Source organism: Candidatus Tumulicola sp. (assembly GCA_035601835.1).
In the GTDB taxonomy this organism is placed as follows: domain Bacteria; phylum Vulcanimicrobiota; class Vulcanimicrobiia; order Eremiobacterales; family Eremiobacteraceae; genus DATNNM01.
In genome coordinates, this window is the sequence record DATNNM010000014.1 from 15522 (window position 1) to 34660 (window position 19139).

Annotated in this window: 19 protein-coding genes; 3 read left to right on the forward strand and 16 right to left on the reverse strand. The window is 65.1% G+C overall.

The genetic code is table 11. The features are described 5' to 3' along the window. Positions 1-12: 12 nt before the first annotated feature. Genes VN934_09275 through rph form a run of 5 tightly spaced genes read right to left on the reverse strand, consistent with a single transcriptional unit; the run spans position 13 to position 4213 of the window. Complete coding sequence (locus VN934_09275; GenBank protein HXM18989.1) at positions 13-1479, reverse strand: MlaD family protein; 1467 nt, start codon at positions 1477-1479, stop codon at positions 13-15. A 28-nt stretch (positions 1480-1507) separates the two neighbouring features. Beyond that, on the reverse strand, positions 1508-2311 hold the full coding sequence (locus tag VN934_09280; protein ID HXM18990.1) for an ATP-binding cassette domain-containing protein: 804 nt from the start codon (positions 2309-2311) through the stop codon (positions 1508-1510). Then, the gene (locus VN934_09285) at positions 2308-3078 is read right to left on the reverse strand and encodes an ABC transporter permease (protein HXM18991.1); all 771 of its coding nucleotides are present in this window, start codon (positions 3076-3078) and stop codon (positions 2308-2310) included. Before VN934_09285 ends, VN934_09280 begins: the two co-directional genes overlap by 4 nt. Continuing rightward, the gene (locus VN934_09290) at positions 3075-3419 is read right to left on the reverse strand and encodes a hypothetical protein (protein HXM18992.1); all 345 of its coding nucleotides are present in this window, start codon (positions 3417-3419) and stop codon (positions 3075-3077) included. The genes VN934_09285 and VN934_09290 overlap by 4 nt, the downstream gene beginning before the upstream one ends. Positions 3420-3433: 14 nt before the next feature. Beyond that, a complete protein-coding gene (gene rph / locus VN934_09295) occupies positions 3434-4213 on the reverse strand; it encodes a ribonuclease PH (protein ID HXM18993.1) in 780 nt (259 codons plus the stop codon). A gap of 77 nt (positions 4214-4290) precedes the next feature. On the opposite strand from rph, the gene VN934_09300 reads away from it, so the two are divergent. Next, on the forward strand, positions 4291-4758 hold the full coding sequence (locus VN934_09300) for a hypothetical protein (protein HXM18994.1): 468 nt from the start codon (positions 4291-4293) through the stop codon (positions 4756-4758). 3 nt (positions 4759-4761) lie between these two features. On the opposite strand, the gene VN934_09305 is transcribed toward VN934_09300, so the two are convergent. The 3 genes from VN934_09305 to gmk are packed head-to-tail and all read right to left on the reverse strand — an operon-like array spanning position 4762 to position 7667. Further along, positions 4762-5217 (reverse strand): hypothetical protein, encoded by a 456-nt coding sequence (locus VN934_09305; protein HXM18995.1) that lies wholly within the window; start codon positions 5215-5217, stop codon positions 4762-4764. Between the two features lie 11 nt (positions 5218-5228). Next, positions 5229-7058, reverse strand: a complete 1830-nt coding sequence (gene glmS / locus VN934_09310) for a glutamine--fructose-6-phosphate transaminase (isomerizing) (GenBank protein HXM18996.1) — start codon at positions 7056-7058, stop codon at positions 5229-5231. A gap of 3 nt (positions 7059-7061) precedes the next feature. After that, a complete protein-coding gene (gmk, locus tag VN934_09315) occupies positions 7062-7667 on the reverse strand; it encodes a guanylate kinase (GenBank protein HXM18997.1) in 606 nt (201 codons plus the stop codon). A gap of 2 nt (positions 7668-7669) precedes the next feature. On the opposite strand from gmk, the gene VN934_09320 reads away from it, so the two are divergent. Together VN934_09320 and VN934_09325 are read left to right on the forward strand one after the other, a co-directional pair. Then, complete coding sequence (locus VN934_09320) at positions 7670-9412, forward strand: NFACT RNA binding domain-containing protein (GenBank protein ID HXM18998.1); 1743 nt, start codon at positions 7670-7672, stop codon at positions 9410-9412. Next, positions 9390-10589 (forward strand): hypothetical protein, encoded by a 1200-nt coding sequence (locus tag VN934_09325; protein ID HXM18999.1) that lies wholly within the window; start codon positions 9390-9392, stop codon positions 10587-10589. The genes VN934_09320 and VN934_09325 overlap by 23 nt, the downstream gene beginning before the upstream one ends. On the opposite strand, the gene VN934_09330 is transcribed toward VN934_09325, so the two are convergent. The 8 genes from VN934_09330 to VN934_09365 form a co-directional block, all read right to left on the reverse strand. After that, on the reverse strand, positions 10583-11200 hold the full coding sequence (locus VN934_09330; GenBank protein ID HXM19000.1) for a hypothetical protein: 618 nt from the start codon (positions 11198-11200) through the stop codon (positions 10583-10585). The two genes, VN934_09325 and VN934_09330, sit on opposite strands and share 7 nt — an antisense overlap. A 22-nt stretch (positions 11201-11222) precedes the next feature. Then, positions 11223-12278: a tRNA preQ1(34) S-adenosylmethionine ribosyltransferase-isomerase QueA gene (gene queA / locus VN934_09335; protein HXM19001.1), complete on the reverse strand. Its 1056-nt coding sequence runs from the start codon at positions 12276-12278 to the stop codon at positions 11223-11225. A gap of 1 nt (position 12279) precedes the next feature. Further along, on the reverse strand, positions 12280-13386 hold the full coding sequence (locus VN934_09340) for a SpoIID/LytB domain-containing protein (protein ID HXM19002.1): 1107 nt from the start codon (positions 13384-13386) through the stop codon (positions 12280-12282). An 8-nt stretch (positions 13387-13394) separates the two neighbouring features. Beyond that, positions 13395-14462, reverse strand: coding sequence for a Holliday junction branch migration DNA helicase RuvB (gene ruvB, locus VN934_09345; GenBank protein ID HXM19003.1), 1068 nt, complete (start codon positions 14460-14462; stop codon positions 13395-13397). Further along, the gene (gene ruvA / locus VN934_09350) at positions 14459-15079 is read right to left on the reverse strand and encodes a Holliday junction branch migration protein RuvA (protein HXM19004.1); all 621 of its coding nucleotides are present in this window, start codon (positions 15077-15079) and stop codon (positions 14459-14461) included. The genes ruvB and ruvA overlap by 4 nt, the downstream gene beginning before the upstream one ends. Next, positions 15079-15561 (reverse strand): crossover junction endodeoxyribonuclease RuvC, encoded by a 483-nt coding sequence (ruvC, locus tag VN934_09355; protein HXM19005.1) that lies wholly within the window; start codon positions 15559-15561, stop codon positions 15079-15081. The genes ruvA and ruvC overlap by 1 nt, the downstream gene beginning before the upstream one ends. An 81-nt stretch (positions 15562-15642) precedes the next feature. Beyond that, complete coding sequence (gene pknB, locus VN934_09360; protein ID HXM19006.1) at positions 15643-17736, reverse strand: Stk1 family PASTA domain-containing Ser/Thr kinase; 2094 nt, start codon at positions 17734-17736, stop codon at positions 15643-15645. Continuing rightward, complete coding sequence (locus VN934_09365) at positions 17733-19133, reverse strand: penicillin-binding protein 2 (protein HXM19007.1); 1401 nt, start codon at positions 19131-19133, stop codon at positions 17733-17735. Before VN934_09365 ends, pknB begins: the two co-directional genes overlap by 4 nt. Between the last annotated feature and the right edge of the window lie 6 nt (positions 19134-19139).

The following is a 19139-nucleotide window of genomic DNA, read 5'->3' on the forward strand; positions in this document are numbered from 1 at the left end:
CGCCTAGAACCGCTAGAAGGAGCCTTGAATACCGAACGTCGGCGACGGCGTCGCCGAGCCCATCACGTTGCGTTCGCCGTAGAACAGCTGCAGGCGCTTGGACAGGCGCACGTCGCCATAAAGGTCGAGCGTCGGGTGCTTTGGATCGTAGAACCGCGCGTCCACGCCCAGCGCGCCCGGCTGAAAGACGGCTTTGGCTCCGAGCTTCGAATACAGCACGCCGCCGGAGAGGGTGAAGTTCGGCGTGGCCCGTTTGTTGATGAGGAAATTGAACGAGCTGTTGTAGCCGAGGTCGTTGACGCCGAAGGTCACGCTCGTCGAAGAACGCGGCAAGAGCGTGATGTTCACGTCGCTCGTCGGTCCGCCGTTGCCCTTGCGGATCCAGGACTCGCGAACCTGGCTCTCGATGAGGTTCATGCCGCCCAGGCCGTGCCCACGAGGCTGTGAGCCTGACCCCGGGACCGGCGTGCCGCCTGCCGCCGGCGTTGCGCCGGGGAGGGGCGAACTGTGCGCTTCCGCTGAGGAGAACGTGCCGAGGATATCGTTGGCTTTGGCGATCGCGGAGCTCAGATCGTACACGGCGCCTTTCAATTGGGATTGGACCTTCGGATCGCCCGTGATGCCCTGCAGGTCCGATGCGACCTGCTTCATCCGCTCGCTGGCATCTTTGATGTTTGCCGCCGTCTCCACGACATTCTTGTGCAGGCTTGGGTCGCTGGTCAACGACGCGAAGTTCTGCATCGAGGTGTTGAGACTTTTGGCCGTCGAGGATAGGCTATCCACGAGCTCTTGAAGGCGCGGCTTGTTCGCGGTCACCAATCCGTTCAGATTCGTGGTGAGTTGCTCGACGTTGTGGCCGCTCTTGGCTACGACGTCGTTCAATTGTGTCGCGGTCGAACGCATCGTCTCCGCGAGGGCGGTGAGGTTGGTGTCGGTGTGCGTGATCAGCGCGTCCGTGTGGGTGGCGATCGCGTCGAATTTCGCAGCCAAGCGCGGCAGCTCTCGGTTGAATGACGCCAGCGTCTTATCGAGGCTCTTCATCCGCGCCTCGGCGCCGCCCACCAAATCGGCGATGGTCGCCGGCAGCGCGCCCCATGGCTGTTCGAACTCCGGCGGCACGCCATGCGCCATCGGCTCGGCCGCGACGTAATCGCGCGGCGGGCGGATGAGCAGCGTGGCCTGACCCGTGAGTGACGTCGCGATGAGGAACTGCGAGCCTTTCAGGATCACTTTGTTCTTGTCGATGGTGGCGATCACGTCGACCGTTTGATCCGGCAGCAGCACGATCTTGGTCACTTCCCCCACCGTCACGCCCGAGAGCAGGACCGTTGCGCCTTCCTGAAGGCCGCCGACGTCGACGAAATGCACGGCGATCTGATAACCGCGCGCCTTCAGACCGAGATTGCTGACGACCACGATCACGACAAAAGCGCCCAGCAGCGCCAGCACGGTGAAGATGCCGACGCGGATCTGTTGCATTGTGGCGCCGTTGCCGCGTTGGGCCGCGCTATAAAGGTATCGGCCCAAGTTCGCTTCCCTGCAAGAACTGCTGCACGATGGGGTTCGGCGACTGCCGGATCTGCAGCGGGGTGCCCGTCTCTATGATCGTACCCTCGAACAGCATGGCGATGCGGTCTGAGACGGCGTACATCGAGGGCATGTCGTGCGAAACCACCACGCACGTCGCCTTCAGGCGTGCCTGGATGTCTTTGATGGTGCTCACGATGATGTGCGTCATGATCGGGTCAAGGCCGGTCGTGGGCTCGTCGAAAAGGATGATTTCAGGGTCATTCACGATGGCGCGTGCAAAACCCGCCCGCTTCTGCATGCCGCCGGAGAGCTCCGAGGGCATGCGCTCTTCCACCCCGGCCAGGCCGAGCGCCGCAAGCGTCTCGCTCACCCGTTTGTCGATCTCCGCCTTGGAGAGCGTGGTATGCTCGTAGAGAGGATAGGCGACGTTTTCGGCGATGTTGAGCGAATCGAAAAGGGCGGCATGCTGGAACGAGAAGCCCATGCCTTTGCGCATCTCGATGAGCTCGCGCTCGGGCCAATCCGTGATGTCTTCCCCGTTCACGGTCACGCGGCCGCCGCTGGCATGGCGCAACCCGTTCATCACGCGCAGGATCGTCGACTTGCCGGCGCCGGAGAGCCCGATCACCCCGGTGACCTGACCGCGGAGCGCCTCCAGGGTGCAGTCTGAGAGCACGATCTTTTGATCGAAGCGCAATTCTACGCTGTCGAGTTTGATGGCCACGTTCCCCTTTGGAGGCCCGCTGACGCCGCGCCGGCCTGGCTCGCGCTCGCCGATCATGGCGCAAACAGCAGGAACGACAGCAAGAAATTCGCGGCGAAGATGAGGATGATCGACGCGACGACCGCTTGCGTCGTCGCCTTGCCGACTCCATCGGCGCCGCCGCTCGCGTTGAAGCCCTCATAGCACGCGACCATCGACACGATGATCCCGAAGACCACCGCCTTGACCAGTCCTTTGAGGAAATCACTGGTGTCGACCGTGACCTGAACGGAATGGAAGTATTCGTACTGGCTCAGGTGCACCCGTTGCCACGCCATGATGTAGCCGGCGCAGATGCCTACGATGTCGGCGAAGATGGTCAGCAGCGGCAGCATGAGCACGCACGCCAAAAGCCGCGGCGTGACCAGCACCTTCGTCGGGCTTGCCCCCATAGATTGCAGCGCCTCGATCTGCTCGGTCACTTTCATCGAGCCCAGCGCCGCCGTGATGGCCGCGCCTGCGCGACCGGCGAACACGATGCCGCTGAGCATCGGGCCCAACTCGCGGAAGGTCGCGAAAGCCACGCTGCCCCCGATATAGCTCTGCAAGCCGAACGACACGGCGGTCGCTGCGGCTTCGAGCGAGATCACAAGGCCGGTGAACAGCGAGGTCAGCGTGATGATCGGCCACGACTGCACGCCGAGGAAAAACGCTTGGCGCAGGATCTCCGTCGGCCGGATGCGCAGCGTGAAGGCGAAGCGCAGCGCGTCCGCCAGCATCATCGAGAGCCCGCCGGCGTATGCGAAAAACCGGCCGAGCGCGCTGCCCGCGACCTGCGCGATCATCGAGCAGTGCTCGGCTTGGGCGCAACATCAGCCGCCGCCGGCCGGCCGTCGCCAAGCGCCGCGAGGACGGAACGCGCACCCTGCAGCCGGCGCTCCGCGACGCCGCGCTCGGCTTGAAGATTGTACTGGCGTTGGTAGAGGTCGTCGAATTTGCGCTCGAGCCCGCTGAGATGGGCGAGCGTCTCGCGCTCCAACGAGGCGAAGTAACGCCGGATGGCATGCTCGAGAGCCGCGCACGAAGCGGCATCGCCACGCCGCTCTGCCTCGCGTTTGGCGCGCAGCAAGCCGTTGTCGGTTATGTGGTAAGGCTCGAGGAGCGCGAGAAGAGCCCTAGCGTCCATGACCCGGGAAAGGTTCAGCGTGCGGCGGCGGGTTTCCGGCCGAAATCAGGCAGGCCAAAGGGCTCGAGCACCGCTCTTTGCTGCTCGATGAGACGCGCGATGCCCCGGCCGGCCAAGGAAAGCAGACGGTCGAGATCGGTTTTTGGAAACGGCGCGCCTTCGGCCGTGCCTTGGACCTCGACGAAGCGCCCGTCGCCGGTCATCACCACGTTCATGTCGACCTGCGCCCGCGAGTCTTCTTCATAGACCAGATCCAGGATGGGTCGTCCTTCGAGGATCCCCACCGACGTCGCGGCCAGCCAATCGAAAAGCGGCCAGCTGCGCAATGCGTTTTCGGAGCGCAAGCGCACGAGCGCGAGTACAAGTGCGATGAAGGCGCCCGTCACCGCTGCGGTTCGCGTGCCGCCGTCGGCTTCCAGCACGTCGCAGTCCAGCGTGATGGTGCGGTCACCAAGCGCCTTGAGGTCGGTTATCGAGCGAAGGCTGCGTCCGATGAGGCGCTGGATCTCGTGCGTCCGGCCGCCGATGCGGCCTTTGGCGGATTCGCGCTGCGTGCGTTCTGCGGTCGAGCGCGGCAGCAGGGCGTACTCCGCCGTGACCCAACCCTGACCCTGACCCTTGAGGAAGATCGGCACCTTGCCTTCGACGGTCGCCGCACACAAGATCTTCGTACGGCCGATCTCGACCAGCGCAGAGCCTTCGGCGTGCTGCAGGTAATTGGTCGTGACGCGAAATGGGCGCGCTTCGTCATCCTTGCGCCCGTCTGAGCGAGGTCCGCCGGAGACGGTTTGCATGTGCGGCTTCTTCCCGCTAGGGGCGCTCCATCCATGCGCAGAAAACCGGCCTAGTATCCGGGTTTGGAGGCGTGTCAATGAAAACGCGACTCATTCGCTTTGCCGCATTCTTGCTTTGTATTTCAGGCCTCGCGGCCGGGCTCGCAATCGATGCGACGCGCCCCGCCGTCGCCGACGAAGTCATAGCGACGTGGAAAGGGTTCCTCAACCCCTCCACGCCCGGCAAGACGTATCATCTTTGCTCGCTGTCGCTGTCCGGCGATTCGCTCGTCTACAGTCTCAATGACGGAGCGAGGATAGATAGGATCAAGCTGGGTGCGATGAAGGACGTTGAGTACTTTCCGCGCGATCACTTCATCGTCATCACCGGACGCGCCGGTCATGACGTCACCGAGGTGGATAACATCGGTACGCTGCGCAAGCATGGCTTTAACATGAATTTCTTCGAGCGCTCGGATTATGCGCTTGCCACGAAGGTGCTCGCGCGCTTGAAGCAACTCGCTCCCAGAGCCAGGTTCAGCTCGGAAAACACGCGCCAAGACTAGCGTCTACGGCGCCGACCACGTGCTACCGTCAAGCTTGTAGAGTTGGATCGACGGCGATCCGTCCTTCTCGAGCTCGATTTGCATGCGCCCCTTGCCGTTTTTGTCCGCAACGAAAATCGCGGGGATCTGTTCCCCCGTCGATGTGGTTGCGAACCCGATGCCGAGTTGGCCTTTACCGGCCTGGTTCGAGAACGTCAGGCTCGGTCCCGAGGCGGCATAACTTTGAAACTCGACGCGCGAGTGTCCGCTCCGGTCGTATAATGTGATCGCCGCGCGCGGGCCGATCTGCAGCAGCTTATTCCCATCGGCATCGACGAGCTCAAAGGTCTGCGCTTTGACGACTTTGGCAGCGGCGCCCAGCGCGGGCGTTGGCTGGGAGATCCTCGCGGCGCAGAATCCGCCGAGGAAGCCGGCGAGGATCGCGGCCGACAGAAGGCCGAGATATTGACCCTTATGCATGTGATGATTCCTTATTCGACGGTGACGGTCTTCGCCAGATTGCGCGGCTGATCCACGTCGCAGCCCTTGCGGTCCGCGATGTGATAGGCGAGCAGCTGCAGCGGAACCACGTTGACGATCGGCGCGATCAGATGGTGCGTCGCAGGCACGTTGAGCACCACATCAGCGACTTCGACGACCGCATCGTCGCCCGCATTGGCCACCGCGATGATGCGGCTCTCGCGCGCCTTGGCCTCCTGCATGTTGCTCAAGATCTTCTCTTGCACGGGACCGCGAGTGGCGAGCACCACGACCGGCACGCTTGCTTCAAGCAGGGCGATCGGCCCGTGTTTCATCTCGCCGGCCGCGTAGCCCTCGGCGTGGATGTATGAGATCTCCTTGAGCTTCAGCGCACCCTCTAAAGCGATGGGAAAATTGACGTGACGGCCGAGGAATAAGACGGTCTTCGCCTTTTCGTTGCGGCGCGCGACGGGCAGGACCTCATCGTTGATATTGAGCGCTTGGTCGACATCCGCCGGCAGGTCGCGCAATGCGGCTACGACCTCTTTGAGCAGGGCCGGATCGCCGCTGCCGCGTTCTTGCGCGAGATAGAGCGCAAGCAGGACCATCGCGACGCACTGAGCCGAAAACGTCTTGGTCGCTGCGACGCCGATCTCCGGACCGGCGTGCGTGTAGAGCGTGCCGTCGGCCGTGCGCGAGAGCGCGGACCCGACGATATTGCACACGCCGAGCAGCAGCGCGCCGCCGGCCTTGGCGACGCGCACGGCTTCTAACGTATCGGCGGTCTCGCCTGACTGCGACACCGCCACCGCCAAAGTCTCGCCATCCAACACCGGATGGGAGTAGCGGAACTCGGAGGCCAGCTCCAACTCGACCGGCAGCTTCGCGAGTTCGCGGATCAGATATTGGCCGTACATGGCGGCGTGAAACGCCGTGCCGCAGGCGAACATCGAAACCTTGCGGATCTTCTTCAGCTGCTCGGGCTTCAAGCCCATGTCGCTGAGATCGATGCGTCCGTCCTCGCGAATGCGCCCGGCGAGCGTGTCGCGCACGACCTTGGGCTGCTCGTAGATCTCCTTGAGCATGAAGTGCTTGAAGCCGCCTTTTTCCGCAGCGCGCACATCCCAAGCGATGTAGGTCACTTCGCGATCGACGTTCTCGCCCGTGAAAGTCGTGATGGAAGCGCCGTGGCGCGTGACCACCACCACTTCTCCTTCCTGGATCACGAGCTGCTTGCGCGTGTAATCCAGGATCGCGGGGATGTCGGACGCCACGAACGTCTCGCCTTCACCGAGGCCGACGATCAACGGCGACGCGCCATTGCGGGCGAACACGATCTGGTCGGGTGAGTCGGCCGAGAGCACGCCCAGCGCGTAGGCGCCGTGCACCGCGCGCAAGACCTTTCGCACGGCCGCCAAAAGGTCGCCTTCGTAGAAATCCTCGAGCATGTGCGCGACGACTTCGGTATCGGTGTCGCTGGCGAACGTGTGGCCCTTGGCGATGAGCTCAGCGCGCAGCGGAGCGTAGTTCTCGATGATGCCGTTGTGGATGACGGCGATCCGGCCGTGGCAATCCAGGTGGGGATGCGCGTTAGTATCGCTGGGCTTGCCATGCGTCGCCCAGCGCGTGTGACCGATGCCCGCCGTGCCGCGCAGCGGGTGCTGCTTGAGGGCCTCGGCCAGGTTGCCGAGTTTGCCGACGCGCTTCATCCCGACGACATTCTCGCCGTCGATGAGCGCCACGCCGGCGGAGTCGTAGCCGCGGTACTCGAGGCGGTGCAGCCCGTCCATGAGCACGCCGACGACGTTTCTCGGCCCGATATATCCTACGATTCCGCACATGTCTTAGAGTCTGCTCACCCGTAGGCCCTCGGCGGTCAGGATCGCGCTGAGGCGGCTGACGGCCTTGTCCAACTCATCATTCACGATGAGATAATCGTAATCTTTGGCGTGGCCGGCTTCGCGCCGCGCGGTCTCCAAGCGCACCGCAATGGCGTCCGCGGTGTCCGTATTGCGCCGTTCGAGGCGCTGCGCAAGCGCATCGTCCGACGGCGCCGTCAGGAACACCAAAACCGCCTGCGGATACGCGGCTTTGACGGCGCGGGCTCCATTGACCTCAGGCTTCAGCACGACATCGCGGCCGGAACGCACGGCCTCGTCAACGAAGCGGCGTGGCGTGCCATACAAGTTGCCCGCGTACTCGCGCGTCTCGATGAATTCACCCGCCGCCGCGAGTTTTTCGAATTGATCCCGATTCAGAAAGCGATAGTGCTCGCCCTCGACCTCGCCGGGCCTTGGCGGCCTGGTCGTCGCCGAGACCACGTAGGCGATGTTCGGCTCGACCATCCGCAGCGCCGCGATGACGCTGTCTTTGCCGGATCCGGACGGACCCGAGACGACCAGGAGAACGGGTTTGCGCGCGACGATCTGGGCCAGAACGTTCTCCTTCATCGATGACGCTGGACAGTTGGATGGTCGAGCGCCTCGCGCGCGAACTGCACGCCGCGCTCGCCGAAGCTCGCGTTCAGGATGTGCGCAGCGGGCCGCAACATCTCTCGATCGCCTGTTATCGCAGGCGCACGGAGCTCGTGCTCCGCGCCTCTATCGAACCGAATGCGCCGGTCGTCGCGCTCCTGGAACGCGAGCCGACTGAAAGCGAAAACGGCGCGGGCGGCTGGGCTGGTGGTGTCGCGCCTTTATTGCGCGGCAGCATCGTCACTTCCGTCCACGCCGTTCCTAACGACCGAATTCTCAACGTGGACACCATTTCTCGTTCGGCGTTTGGGGTGCCTGCGATGCATCGCGTGACGATCGAACTCGAGCCGCGCAAAGCCAATGCGCTCGTGCTGCGTCCGCTCGAGGGCGGGGCGTGGTCGGTGCTGGCCACGGCAAAGCAGTTCTCGGGCGATGACGGCGGGCGCGCGATCGCGGTCGGCGAGCTGTATGAGGCTCCGCCGGCGCGCCGGCAGCGGCTGGATCGGGCGCAGTTCGCAGCCGCCGTGCTCGCCGCGAGCGAACCGACCGAGACAAGAGCGCTGGCGAAACTCTTGGGAGATTTCGACCCGACGTGCACGCCGCCGCTGGCGCGCGACATCGTGGAGCGCGCTCTTGCGGAAGGCGTCCCTCGGGAAGAGCTTTCGCGGCGGTTGCTCGAGCTTTGGGATGAGTTGCGCCCCATCGTCGCGGCCCGTTCGGGCGACCTGACGGCTCCGATCATCGCCTATCGGCGCGGCCTGGAGATCATCGCCTGCCATGTCGTACCGCTGTCCTGGGCCACCGGCGAACGCACGCAGGTGGCTTCGCTCGCCGAGCTCAGCGCGGAGCGGATCGTACAAGGCGCCAAGGAGCGAGGCATCCCTGCGGCGATCGCATTGCGTAAGCGTCTCACCGTGATGCTGCAGCGCCGTGATGCCGAGGTGGCATCGCTGCAAGCGGCGCGACAGCGGGCAGCCGAAGCGGATGCGCTGCGCTTGGCGGGTGACGCCATCTATGCGAATCTCGCCGCGATCGAGCCGCGCGCGCGCGAATTGGTGGCGACCGACGGTCTGCGCGTCGCGCTCGATCCGCTGCTGACCGCGAAAGCCAACGCCGCGCAATACTTCAAGCGCTACAAGAAAGCGCGCAGCGGGTTGCCGCAGATCGAAGCGCGGCTCCGCGCGTTGGCGCAGAACAAAGCGTTTTGGGATCAGCTGGTGTGGGAGCTCGATCGCGCGGAGACGATGGATGCGCGCGATGCCGCAACCGTCTACGAGGAGGTCGGCAAGGCGATCGGCGCTCGACGGCGCGTGTCGGCGCGGGTCTCGAAGCAAAAACCGGCAAAGCGCCCCGAGCGCGCCGTGGATGTGGGCGACGGCGCTGTTGCGTTTGTCGGGCGCTCGCCTGTGGAAAATGACCGGCTCACGTTTTCGGTTGCGCGGCCCGATGACTTGTGGTTTCACGCACGCAACATGCCGGGCGCGCACGTCATCCTCAAGATGCCCCGCGCGCGGGCGAAACCTACGGAAGCGCAGGTCCTCGCCGCCGCAGCGCTAGCCGCCGGGCAAAGCCGCGGCTCGGATGCCGGCAAGGTTGAGGTGGACTACACGCAGCGCAAGCACGTGCGCCGCCAGAGCGTGGGTAAGCCCGGGCTTGTGTGGTACACGGATTTCAAAACGGTGCTGGTCACCCCGGCGGATGCAGCAAAAGAACGTCGCTAGCGCCTTAGCGGTCGCGCCGCTGTGGCTCCAGCCGCTGCGTTCGCTGGCCGTGCTGTCCGTGACCGCGTACTATCACCTTGCCTATCGCATCCGCGGCTGGGGTGGGGTGTTGCCGCGGAAGCGCGGGCCGGCACTTCTCGTCATCAACCATCAGCAGGAGATCGAGACGGCCGTGATCGTGGCTACGCTGAGCGTGCGCTCGTGGTCATGGCGCTATCCGATCTTCGCGGTGTCGTCGCGGCGCATGTTCGAGCCGGGCTTCATGGCGGAGCGGATCCCGTGGCTGAACTTCGCCTTGCGGCGGTCGAAGTTCGGGCCCCTGTTCGGCGCGATCGGCATGCAACCGATCGAAAACGAACTGCACACCCGGCCGTTCGTCGGCTTGGCGAGCTCGTTGCTCGAGCGTCACGGCGATCTGCCATTGACCGACGTCTTTCGCGACAGGGCGCTTTCGCGACTGCCCGCCGGCATGAAGGATCTTTCCGATCTGCTGAGCTCCAAGTACTTCAAACCCGCCCGCAGCTACGTGTCCTTGTCGGAGTTGCGCGAGCCATATCGGAGCGAGTCGCTTGAGATGACCCGCACGCAGCTCGACGCCGATAGCGCGACCTTCGTGCGTCTGGTGAGCGACGGCGCGACGCTGTTCCTTGCGCCTGAGGGGCGCTACAGCGGCGACGGAAAAATACAGCCCTTTCGCGGCCTTTTGTCAAGGCTCGCGCCGATGGCCCGGATTTGGATCGCCGCGATCAGCTACGATCCGTTCGTCGGGCGGCGCCTCTCCATGTTGTATCGCTTGGCGCCGGCTGATACGGCTACCGCGCTCGACGCACAGGTGAAAGCTGTGCGGCCCGTCACCACCAGCGCGCTGCTTGCCACGTGGCTTCGCAAGGAGCCGCGCCCGTTCTCCGCGCTTAAAGCGAGCGACGCGATTGCGCAACAACTGCGCGAGCTGCCGGCCGCGTTGTTCGTCGACCCGGACTTGCGCAGGAATCCGGCTCGCATGGTTCGCGCCGCGCTGGCCGGCATGAGGCGGCTCGGCATGCTGCGCACTGCCGGCTCGAGCCTAACGCTTACGGAACGGCGCGCCCATCCGCAGTTCCCGCGGACGACCGACATGATCGCGTATCAAGCGAACTTCCACGAAGAGACGCTCGAGGGCGCTAGGACTCTCTACTGAACTTTGAGCTTGATCGTCACCTTGCCCGGATTGTCGACGTAGGCGCCGGGCGTGCCGTTGAAAGCGCTCGCGTCAGCGAAGCCCAGGTACAGACGCGTCGCCCCGGCTGGCGCTTTGATGACCAGCTTGTCGCCCGTCGCGGTTTTCCCGGCGCCGATGTAGAACACTTGATAGAGCGCGGGCGAGACTGACGCGTTGGACGCCGCGAGCGTCACGTCGAGCGTTCTCGGACCGGCGCCGCTGGACGCCGTCCCCGAAGCGAAGAGCCCGACGACGAACATTTCCTTCGAAGCGTGTCGGATACCCGAGATGCCGCGAGCCGGGGTGACCGTCGTGCCGTTGAATTGGTTGCCGCCTTGCGGGCCCCACATCGTGGACAATGTGCCGCAGCAGCCTATCTTGCCCGAGGTCGACAGGATGGTGACCTTGGCTCCTGGCATCACCGGTACCGATGGCGGGAGCGTGCCGCCGCGCTCCTTGTCGGCTGTGGCTAGTCCGGCGCTGTAGATGTCCGCTGTGGCTTTGACCGTAAGCGTCGTGGGGGCGCCGGCGGCCTGCGCCACGGCCCACGACAGTAAAGCGAACGCGAGAGCAAACGCGATGAGCCTCATGGGATCCTTTCTCCAAGCATGGTCACATTTCCGCAGTTCGTTCAGGCCTCCTCGTGAGCAGCATCGCATCTCCGAACGAATAAAAGCGATAGCGTTCGCGCACCGCCTCTTCGTATGCGCCGAGGACGTTCGCCGTGCCGGCGAAGGCGCAGACGAGCATGAGCAGGGTAGAACGCGGCAAGTGAAAGTTGGTGATGAGCGCGTCGACGACGTTGAAGGTGAAGCCGGGAGAGATGAACAGATCCGTCCAGCGCGACCCGGGCTCGACCCGGCCATCGGTCGATAAACGCGCCGCGTCTTCGAGCGCTCGCGCGGCCGTGGTCCCCACGGCGATCACCCGACGTCCTTCGCGTCGCGCTTCGTTGATGGAACGTGCGGTTGCTTCGCCGATCTCGTAGCGTTCCGCGTGCATATGATGGTCGCGAAGATCTTCAACGCTGACGGGGCGGAACGTGCCGGCCCCGACATCAAGCGTGATCGTGGTCCAAGCGACGCCGCGTTCGCTGAGGCGTTCCAGCAGAGCCGGCGTGAAGTGCAAGCCGGCTGTCGGCGCGGCCACGGAGCCGTCATGCGCGGCGTAGACGGTTTGATAGCGCTCGGCGGCATCGGCTGGAGCGGTGCGGATGTACGGGGGCAACGGCACGAGCCCGAAGCGCAGCATCGCCTCTTCTACGGTCACGCCGTAGAAACGCACGATGCGCGTTCCCTCGTCGCCGCGGGCGAGGATCTCGATGCCGCTGTCACGGTCCAGCGTCAGTTTGTCGCCTGGGCGCACGCGCGCGCCCGGCCGGACCACCGCCTCCCATGCGCCGGGCTCAGCCGCCGGGTGAAGCAGCAGCACTTGCGCCGCGCCGCCCTTGCTGCGCTTGGGCAGAAAGCGAGCGCGCAGCACGCGCGTGTCGTTGGCGACGAGCAGGTCGCCGGGGCGCAGCAGCTCGGGCAGTTCCGAAAACGTGTGATGGGCGAGCGGATCCCCGAAGACTAGCAGCCGCGACGCATCGCGCCGGTCCGCCGGCGTTTGCGCGATGAGCTCCGGCGGGAGGACGTAGTCGTAGGTGTCGGTGCGGTACGGATCCACATCAGATCTTCGAGAGCATCGTACCGCGATAGTAAAAGCCGAGGATCTGATAGATGCCGAATCCGGCGTCAGCCATCCCCTTGGCGCCCCATTGGCTCATGCCCACGCCGTGCCCGAATCCGGAACCGGTGACGCTGATGACATCGCCGTCGATGTCGATCGCCGCTATTCGGGTGCTCTTGACCACGTGCGTGCCGGCGAGTTTGCGGAACAGCGTTCCGGATATCGTGCGCGATCCCGCGCTGCCCACCACGGTCACGGAGATCAAGCGGCCCGATTCATCGGCCGGGCCAAGGTGAATCGCCGCGACGTCGCCGACGTCGCCAACCCCGGCGCGGAGGGCTTGCGTGAAGTCCGCCAGCGGCACGCTCGCCTTCCACGCGAGGTGCGGGGACTCGGAGGCGTACGGATCGGGTGCGGCGCGAAGATAGGGCTGCGGGTCCTCAAGCGCGCTTCCGTCGGCGGTATAGCCGCCGTCACACGATGAGTAGTACGCCTTGACGATGTGGTCGTTGTACACGATGACCACGCCGTGGGTCGCATCCACGGCATTCACGGCCGACTGCGTTTCGACGCCGGCTCCGCCGTACGCCTGATCCTGCTCGCCCGCCTTGACGTCGAAGCCGTCGTAGGCGTTGAAGCGGGCCCGCGCGACCGCGTACGAGCGCGACGCGATCGCCTGCACCTGGAGCGCGGTGTCGGGCCAATCCGGACTCATTTCGGCCGCCACCACGCCATACAGGTACTCCTCGAGGTCGAGTTGATTGACGACGTCGAGCGTGCCGTCGCCGTTGCGCCCGATGAGGAGCGCGCCTCGATACGGACGCCCGTTGACAAAGAGCTGTGACAAGGTCAGCGGCGTCACGAGGATCTTCGGACCGGTTTGCACGGCGTCGGCGACCAGCAAACCTGCGGCTTGCGGTTGGACGGAGAGCACCGTTGTGATCTCGGGCTGGACCAAAGGATCGTTGGATCCGCTACCCGGCGCGCGCACGATGAGTCCGCCGTCGGAGGAGATAACGGTCTGGAACTGGTGGTTCAAAAGTTGGACGCGGATCGGCGCGGCGTCAACGCGCGTGCCGAGAAGCGTCAGCACGGCGGCGAGCACGGCACACCTCAAAGGAGCCGTGGTTGGTCTCCAACGCCGGCCAAGCCGAGGTGCGCTTTGGCCTTTGCCGTCGCGCGGCGGCCCGCCGCTGTGCGCTGCAAGAATCCGATCTGGATCAAGAACGGCTCCACGACGTCGGTCAGCGTGTCTTCTTCTTCATTGACGCTTGCCGCCAGCGCGCTGATGCCGACCGGCCCGCCGCCGTACTGGACGATGAGCGCCTTGAGGAACGAGCGGTCAAGCGGATCCAGTCCGAGCAAGTCGATGCCTTCGAGGGCGAGCGCGGCCTGCGCCACCTCTCGGTCGACACGTCCGCCCGCTTTCACCTGCGCGTAGTCGCGCACTCGCCGCAGCAGCCGATTGGCGATGCGGGGCGTCCCTCGCGCGCGGCCTGCGATCTCTGCGGCGCCGCCGGCGTCGATCGAAACGCCCAACACCTGCGCTGAGTGCTCCACGATCCGGCACAGATCATCGGCGCCATAATAGTCGAGATGATGCACGATGCCGAAGCGCTCGCGCAGCGGTGCGGTCAGCAGACCGGCGCGCGTGGTCGCGCCGACCAGCGTGAACTGCTTCAGACTGATCTTGATGGTCTTCGCGTATGCGCCGCGGTCCACCATGAAGTCGATCGCGAAGTCTTCCATCGCCGGGTAGAGGAACTCCTCAACGACGTGGCTCAGGCGGTGGATCTCATCGATGAAAAGGACGTCGCCGCGCTGCAGATTGGTCAGGATGCCGACCAGATCGCCGGGCCGCTCGAGCGTCGGCCCGGAGGCTTGTTGGAATTTAGCGCCCATCTCGCGCGCCACGATGTTCGCGAGCGTCGTTTTTCCAAGCCCCGGCGGTCCGTGCAGGAGCATGTGGTCCAGCGGCTCCTCACGCCCTTTGGCGGCCGCGATGGAGATCTTGAGGTTCTCGACCACGCTGCGCTGCCCCACGTAATGATCGAAGCCGGTCGGGCGCAGCGTGACCGTGATGATCTGATCTTCGATCGTCTCCGAGGGGGCGACGAGCGGGTGGCGTTCGGGCGATTGGTCGCCCTCACCGGCCGTCGCTATGGTCTTGCGTGGCGTCACGTGGTCCTCTGCTGGCGGCGGTAGATCTCGTTGAGAAGTTCCTCGGCGCTCGTCACGCTTCCGTTGCCCGAGAACGCTTCCTTCGCCATGCGCTCCGCTTCCGGCCGTCGATACTGCAGCTGCAGCAGCACTTCGACCGCCTCGGCGACGAAATCGGGCTGCGGCTGCGCGGCGCGAGTCTCGCCTTGGATGAGTCCGAAGCGGGCGACCTTGCCTTGCAGTTTGGCGATGATGTCCTTGGCCTTTTGATCGCCGATGCCGGGCAGCTTGCGCAGCGCGGTCCGGTCGCCTTCATCGATGTAGCGGGCTATTTCAGCCATCGGACGCGCAAAGGCGCGCATCGCCGTCTTCGGCCCGATGCTCGCCACCGAGAGCAACGCCTCGAAGAACTCGCGTTCCACCGCGTTGGTGAAGCCGACGTAGGTCGCGGTGCCGCGGTTGCCGTCCATTTGAAGGTAGGAAAAGATCTCGAGCTTGATCGGCTGACCCGGCTCGATGGTCACGATCTTGTCGACCACGCAACCCGGCAGCATGATCTCGTAGCACAGGCCGCCGGTCTCCACCAGCGCCGAGTCGGGATGCTTCTCGCGCAGCACGCCTTCGATGCGTGAGAACATCAATGGGCTCGTCCGTTGCGATGGGCGAATGCGATGGCGATGGCAAGCGCGTCCGTCACGTCTGCCGGCCTCGGCGTGCGACTCAAGCCAAGCAAGCGGACGACCATCTTCGCGACTTGGTCCTTGCTCGCCGAGCCGCTCCCGACCAGCGCGCGTTTGACGGTCGTCGCCGAGAATTCGTGCACGACAAGGCCGCGCCCGGCTGCCGCGCCCAGCGCCGCCCCGCGGGCGTGCGCCATGAGGATGGTCGTTTTCGGGTTGACGGCCCGCGCGAACACGGCTTCGACGACCATGACAGCGGGCTGCGTCGCCGCGATCACGCTTGCGAGGCTCTGCGCGATGTCGCCGAGGCGTCCGGCAAGATCATCCGTCGCGCGCGTCTCGATCGTGCCCGCTTCGATAAGCCGAAACCGGCTATCGTCATAATCGACGACGCCGTAGCCCGTGGATCGCAAGCTGGGATCGACGCCGAGCACTCGCACGGAATGATTAATTCGGTAGTTAAAGGGCGCGACCTTCGGTCGTCCGAGCTTCGCTCGGAACGCTACATTAACGGCCGAAAATTATTTGTTGCCGACGACGAGGTTGACGACGTTCGAGCCGGCCGCAGGCGCAACGCCGGGCGCGGGATCGGTTCCGACGACTTTCGCATTCGGGGCGGCGCCGGGCAATACCGTGACGCGATCGACGCGATAGCCGGCGCGCTCGAGCGCGGCTTTGGCCAGTTCAACGCTCATGCCGGTCACGTCGGGAACCGGACCTAACGCGGCTGAAGCTTGTGGAGCGGGAGCCGCACCCGCCACCACGATCAAGTCCACAGCGCCTCCCGGGGGCGCCTTTGCATAAGCGCCGGGAATCTGACTGACGACCGTGCCGGGAGTTTGATTGGGCACCGCCGCTTGCGTCACGATACCGGCGCTCAAGCCGGCCTGCGCCAGCGCTCGACGCGCATCGTCGATGTTCATGCCGACTATGCTGGGCACGTCCAGAGTCGCTGGGCCGCTGCCGCTGACGTCTACCATCACGGTCGAACCCGGCGATGCGTTGCTCCGCTCCGCCGGATCTTGGCTCAAGACCGTGTTGGCCGGGATATTCGGCACGTCTACCGTCTGATTCACCTGCAGCTTTAGGCCCGCGGACGCGAGCTGCTTGCGAGCCTCATCCAACGTCAGCGACACGACGTTGGGCACGGCGATGATCGGCGGTCCTTTGCTCACCAAGAGCGCGACCGTGCCGCCCTTTTCGACCGGCGCGCCCGGCGCCGGGTTGCTAGCCGCAACGAGCCCTTGCTTCACGGACGTGCTGCTGATCGAGTTGCCGAGGCGCACCCCAAAGCCTTTCGCAGCGAGAAATTGCATCGCGACTCTCGGGTCTTGTCCGATGACGTTTGGCACATCAAGGAGCGCCGGCCCGCTGCTGACCTTGAGCGTCACTGTCTGTCCTGGATTCAAACGCACGTTGACCGCCGGATCGCTGCCGTCCACGAGTCCGCCTTGAACCGCGTCATCGGTTCGCTGCTGGATGGCGACGGCATCCACGCCGATCGTGCGCAGCGCCGCCACAGCTTCGGCCACTGATTTTCCGGTGAGGTCCGGCATGCGCAAACTGCGCGACGCCGCTTGCTGCGAAACAATGAGAGCGATGACCACCATGGCGGCGACGATTCCGGCGGCCCAGCCTATCGCGCTCCCGGTGCGCCAGCGCGCGGGCTCGTCCGGAAGTCTCACCCTCGCGGCAGCATCGGCGGCGTCGCGCGCGCGTCGCCGCAGCACCTCGGTCGCCGTGCCTGGGCCTAAGGCCGCGGCTTCGTCGATCTCGCCGCGCTGGGCCTTGCGCAGCGCTGCGAGCACCTCGCCCGCGGACTGATAGCGATCGCCGGGGAGCTTCTGCAGCAATTTGCGCACGATCGCTTGCATCGCTGGGCTGACTTCAACGCCGGCTGACGCCGGATCGGGAATCGGATCCGACAGATGCGCGGCGGCGATCGCTTCGTTCGAGGGGCCGATGAAGGGCCGAACGCCGGTGAGCATCTCGTACAAAACCACGCCGACGCTGTACAGATCGCTGGCTTCGCTCAGGCCCTCGCCGGTCAGCCGTTCAGGCGAACAGTAGGCAGCCGAGCCGAGCAACGTATCGGCGCGCTCCCCCGAGGATCGAGCCGAGCGCGCCAGCTCGTCGGGGCCATGCGCGTGGGCGACGCCGAAATCCGTGATGCGAACGACGTCCTCGCGAGTGATCAAGATATTCGAGGGCTTGATGTCTTGGTGCAGCAGCTCTTGGCGGTGCGCGGCCGCGAGCGCCGCGCAGATCTGGCGGGCATAGAGCACCGCGGTGGACTCGGGCAGCTTGCCCTGGCGCTCGATGAGAGCGGCCAGCGTCTCGCCGGGAACGTACTCCTCAACGATGTAGTGGCTGCCGTTGACATGTCCGACGTCGTACGTGTTCACGATATTCGGGTGCGACAGTTTTGCCGCGGCTTGCGCCTCGAACACGAAACGCGCTACGAATTCCGCATCCTTGGCGAACTGCGGGCGCAGCACTTTGATGGCGACCTGTCTGCGCAGCAACAGATCGTAACCTCGATAGACGATCGCCATGCCGCCTTCGCCGATCTTGGCGTCGAGCCGATAGCGATCGTTGTAGATGATGTCGGTCATCGCGGATACAGCGGCAGGCTGCCCTCGAGGATCTTGCGCGCGATCGGCGCCGCGACCACGCCTCCGTAGCCTGCGTCTTCGACCACGACCGCCACCACGATGCGCGGCCGCTCCGCAGGCGCAAAGCACACGAACCATGCGTGCGGAGGAGCCCCGACGTGCGTCGCAGTGCCGGTCTTGCCGGCGACCGTCACTCGCGGCATGCGCGCGGCGGTCCCGGTGCCGCTGCGAACGACGGCGATCATCATGTCGCGCAGCCGCGACGCGGTGGTTTCGGAGAGCACGCGCTCCCAGCGGGTCGGCGGCACGGACAGCGGAAGCCTGCCGTTGACTCGAAATTCTTTGACCAGCTGCGGCCGCATCATCACGCCGCCGTTGGCGATGGTCGAAGCGATCAGAGCCATGCGCAGCGGCGTCACCGCCAGCCCGCCCTGACCGAATGCCATTTGGGCAAGCTCGGAAGGCACGATCGTCGCCTTGGCGGGCACTTCATCTTGGGCGGTCGGAACGGCAAGGCCTGGCTCGTCTCCCACGTGAAAACGGTGCAGGTAGTCGTAGTACCCGTCGAGACCGAGCTTCAATCCGATCTGCGCGAAATCGACGTTGCTCGAAAGCGCGAACGCGCCCGTGAAATTTTGCGTGCCGGTGACTTCGTTCTCGGCGTTGCGGATGCGAAAACCGCCGACCTCGAAATAGCCCGGATCGGAGAAGGTGTCGCTCGGCACGACGGTGCCGGTGTCGAGCGCCGCGCTCGCGGTGACCATCTTGAAGGTCGAGCCGGGCGGATACAAGCCGGCGAGCGCGCGATCGAGCAGCGGAGACTGCGCGCTGGAGCGCAGCGTTTTCCATTGCGCCGCCAAGGTGTTGGGGTCAAACGTCGGACGATTGACGGCAGCAAGGATGTTGCCGTTGCGAGGATCCATCACGAGCGCCGCGCCCCGAATGGAACCGGGCAGCGCCCGGTCGACTATGGCCGCGATGTCGGCACGCAGCGTCAGCACCACGTCGCTTCCCGTTTGGCCGCCCTTGCCTGCATTCTTGCGGAACAGACCGGCGGCATCGCCGACCCCTGTGAGCCGTTCATCGGGCGGGGAAAGGATCGAATCCAGCGCCGCCTCGAGGCCCGACTCGCCGTAGACGGCTGACGAGTAGCCGACGAGCTGCGACAGCGATGCGCCCGCGCCATAGATGCGCTTACCGGCTTTGCTTTGCGCGAGCGCGACGCCGCGTGCGTCCAGCAAAGCGCCTCGCAGTTCGTTGGTGAGACTGCGCCGCGGATTACCGGCGCGCGCGTTGGTGCGGGCGCGGTCGACCAACTGGACCCGGATCTCCTGCGCCGCCAGCAGCACGAACAGGGCGATGAAGGCGATGGTGAGATGAAGGACGCGTGCGCGCACGGTTCC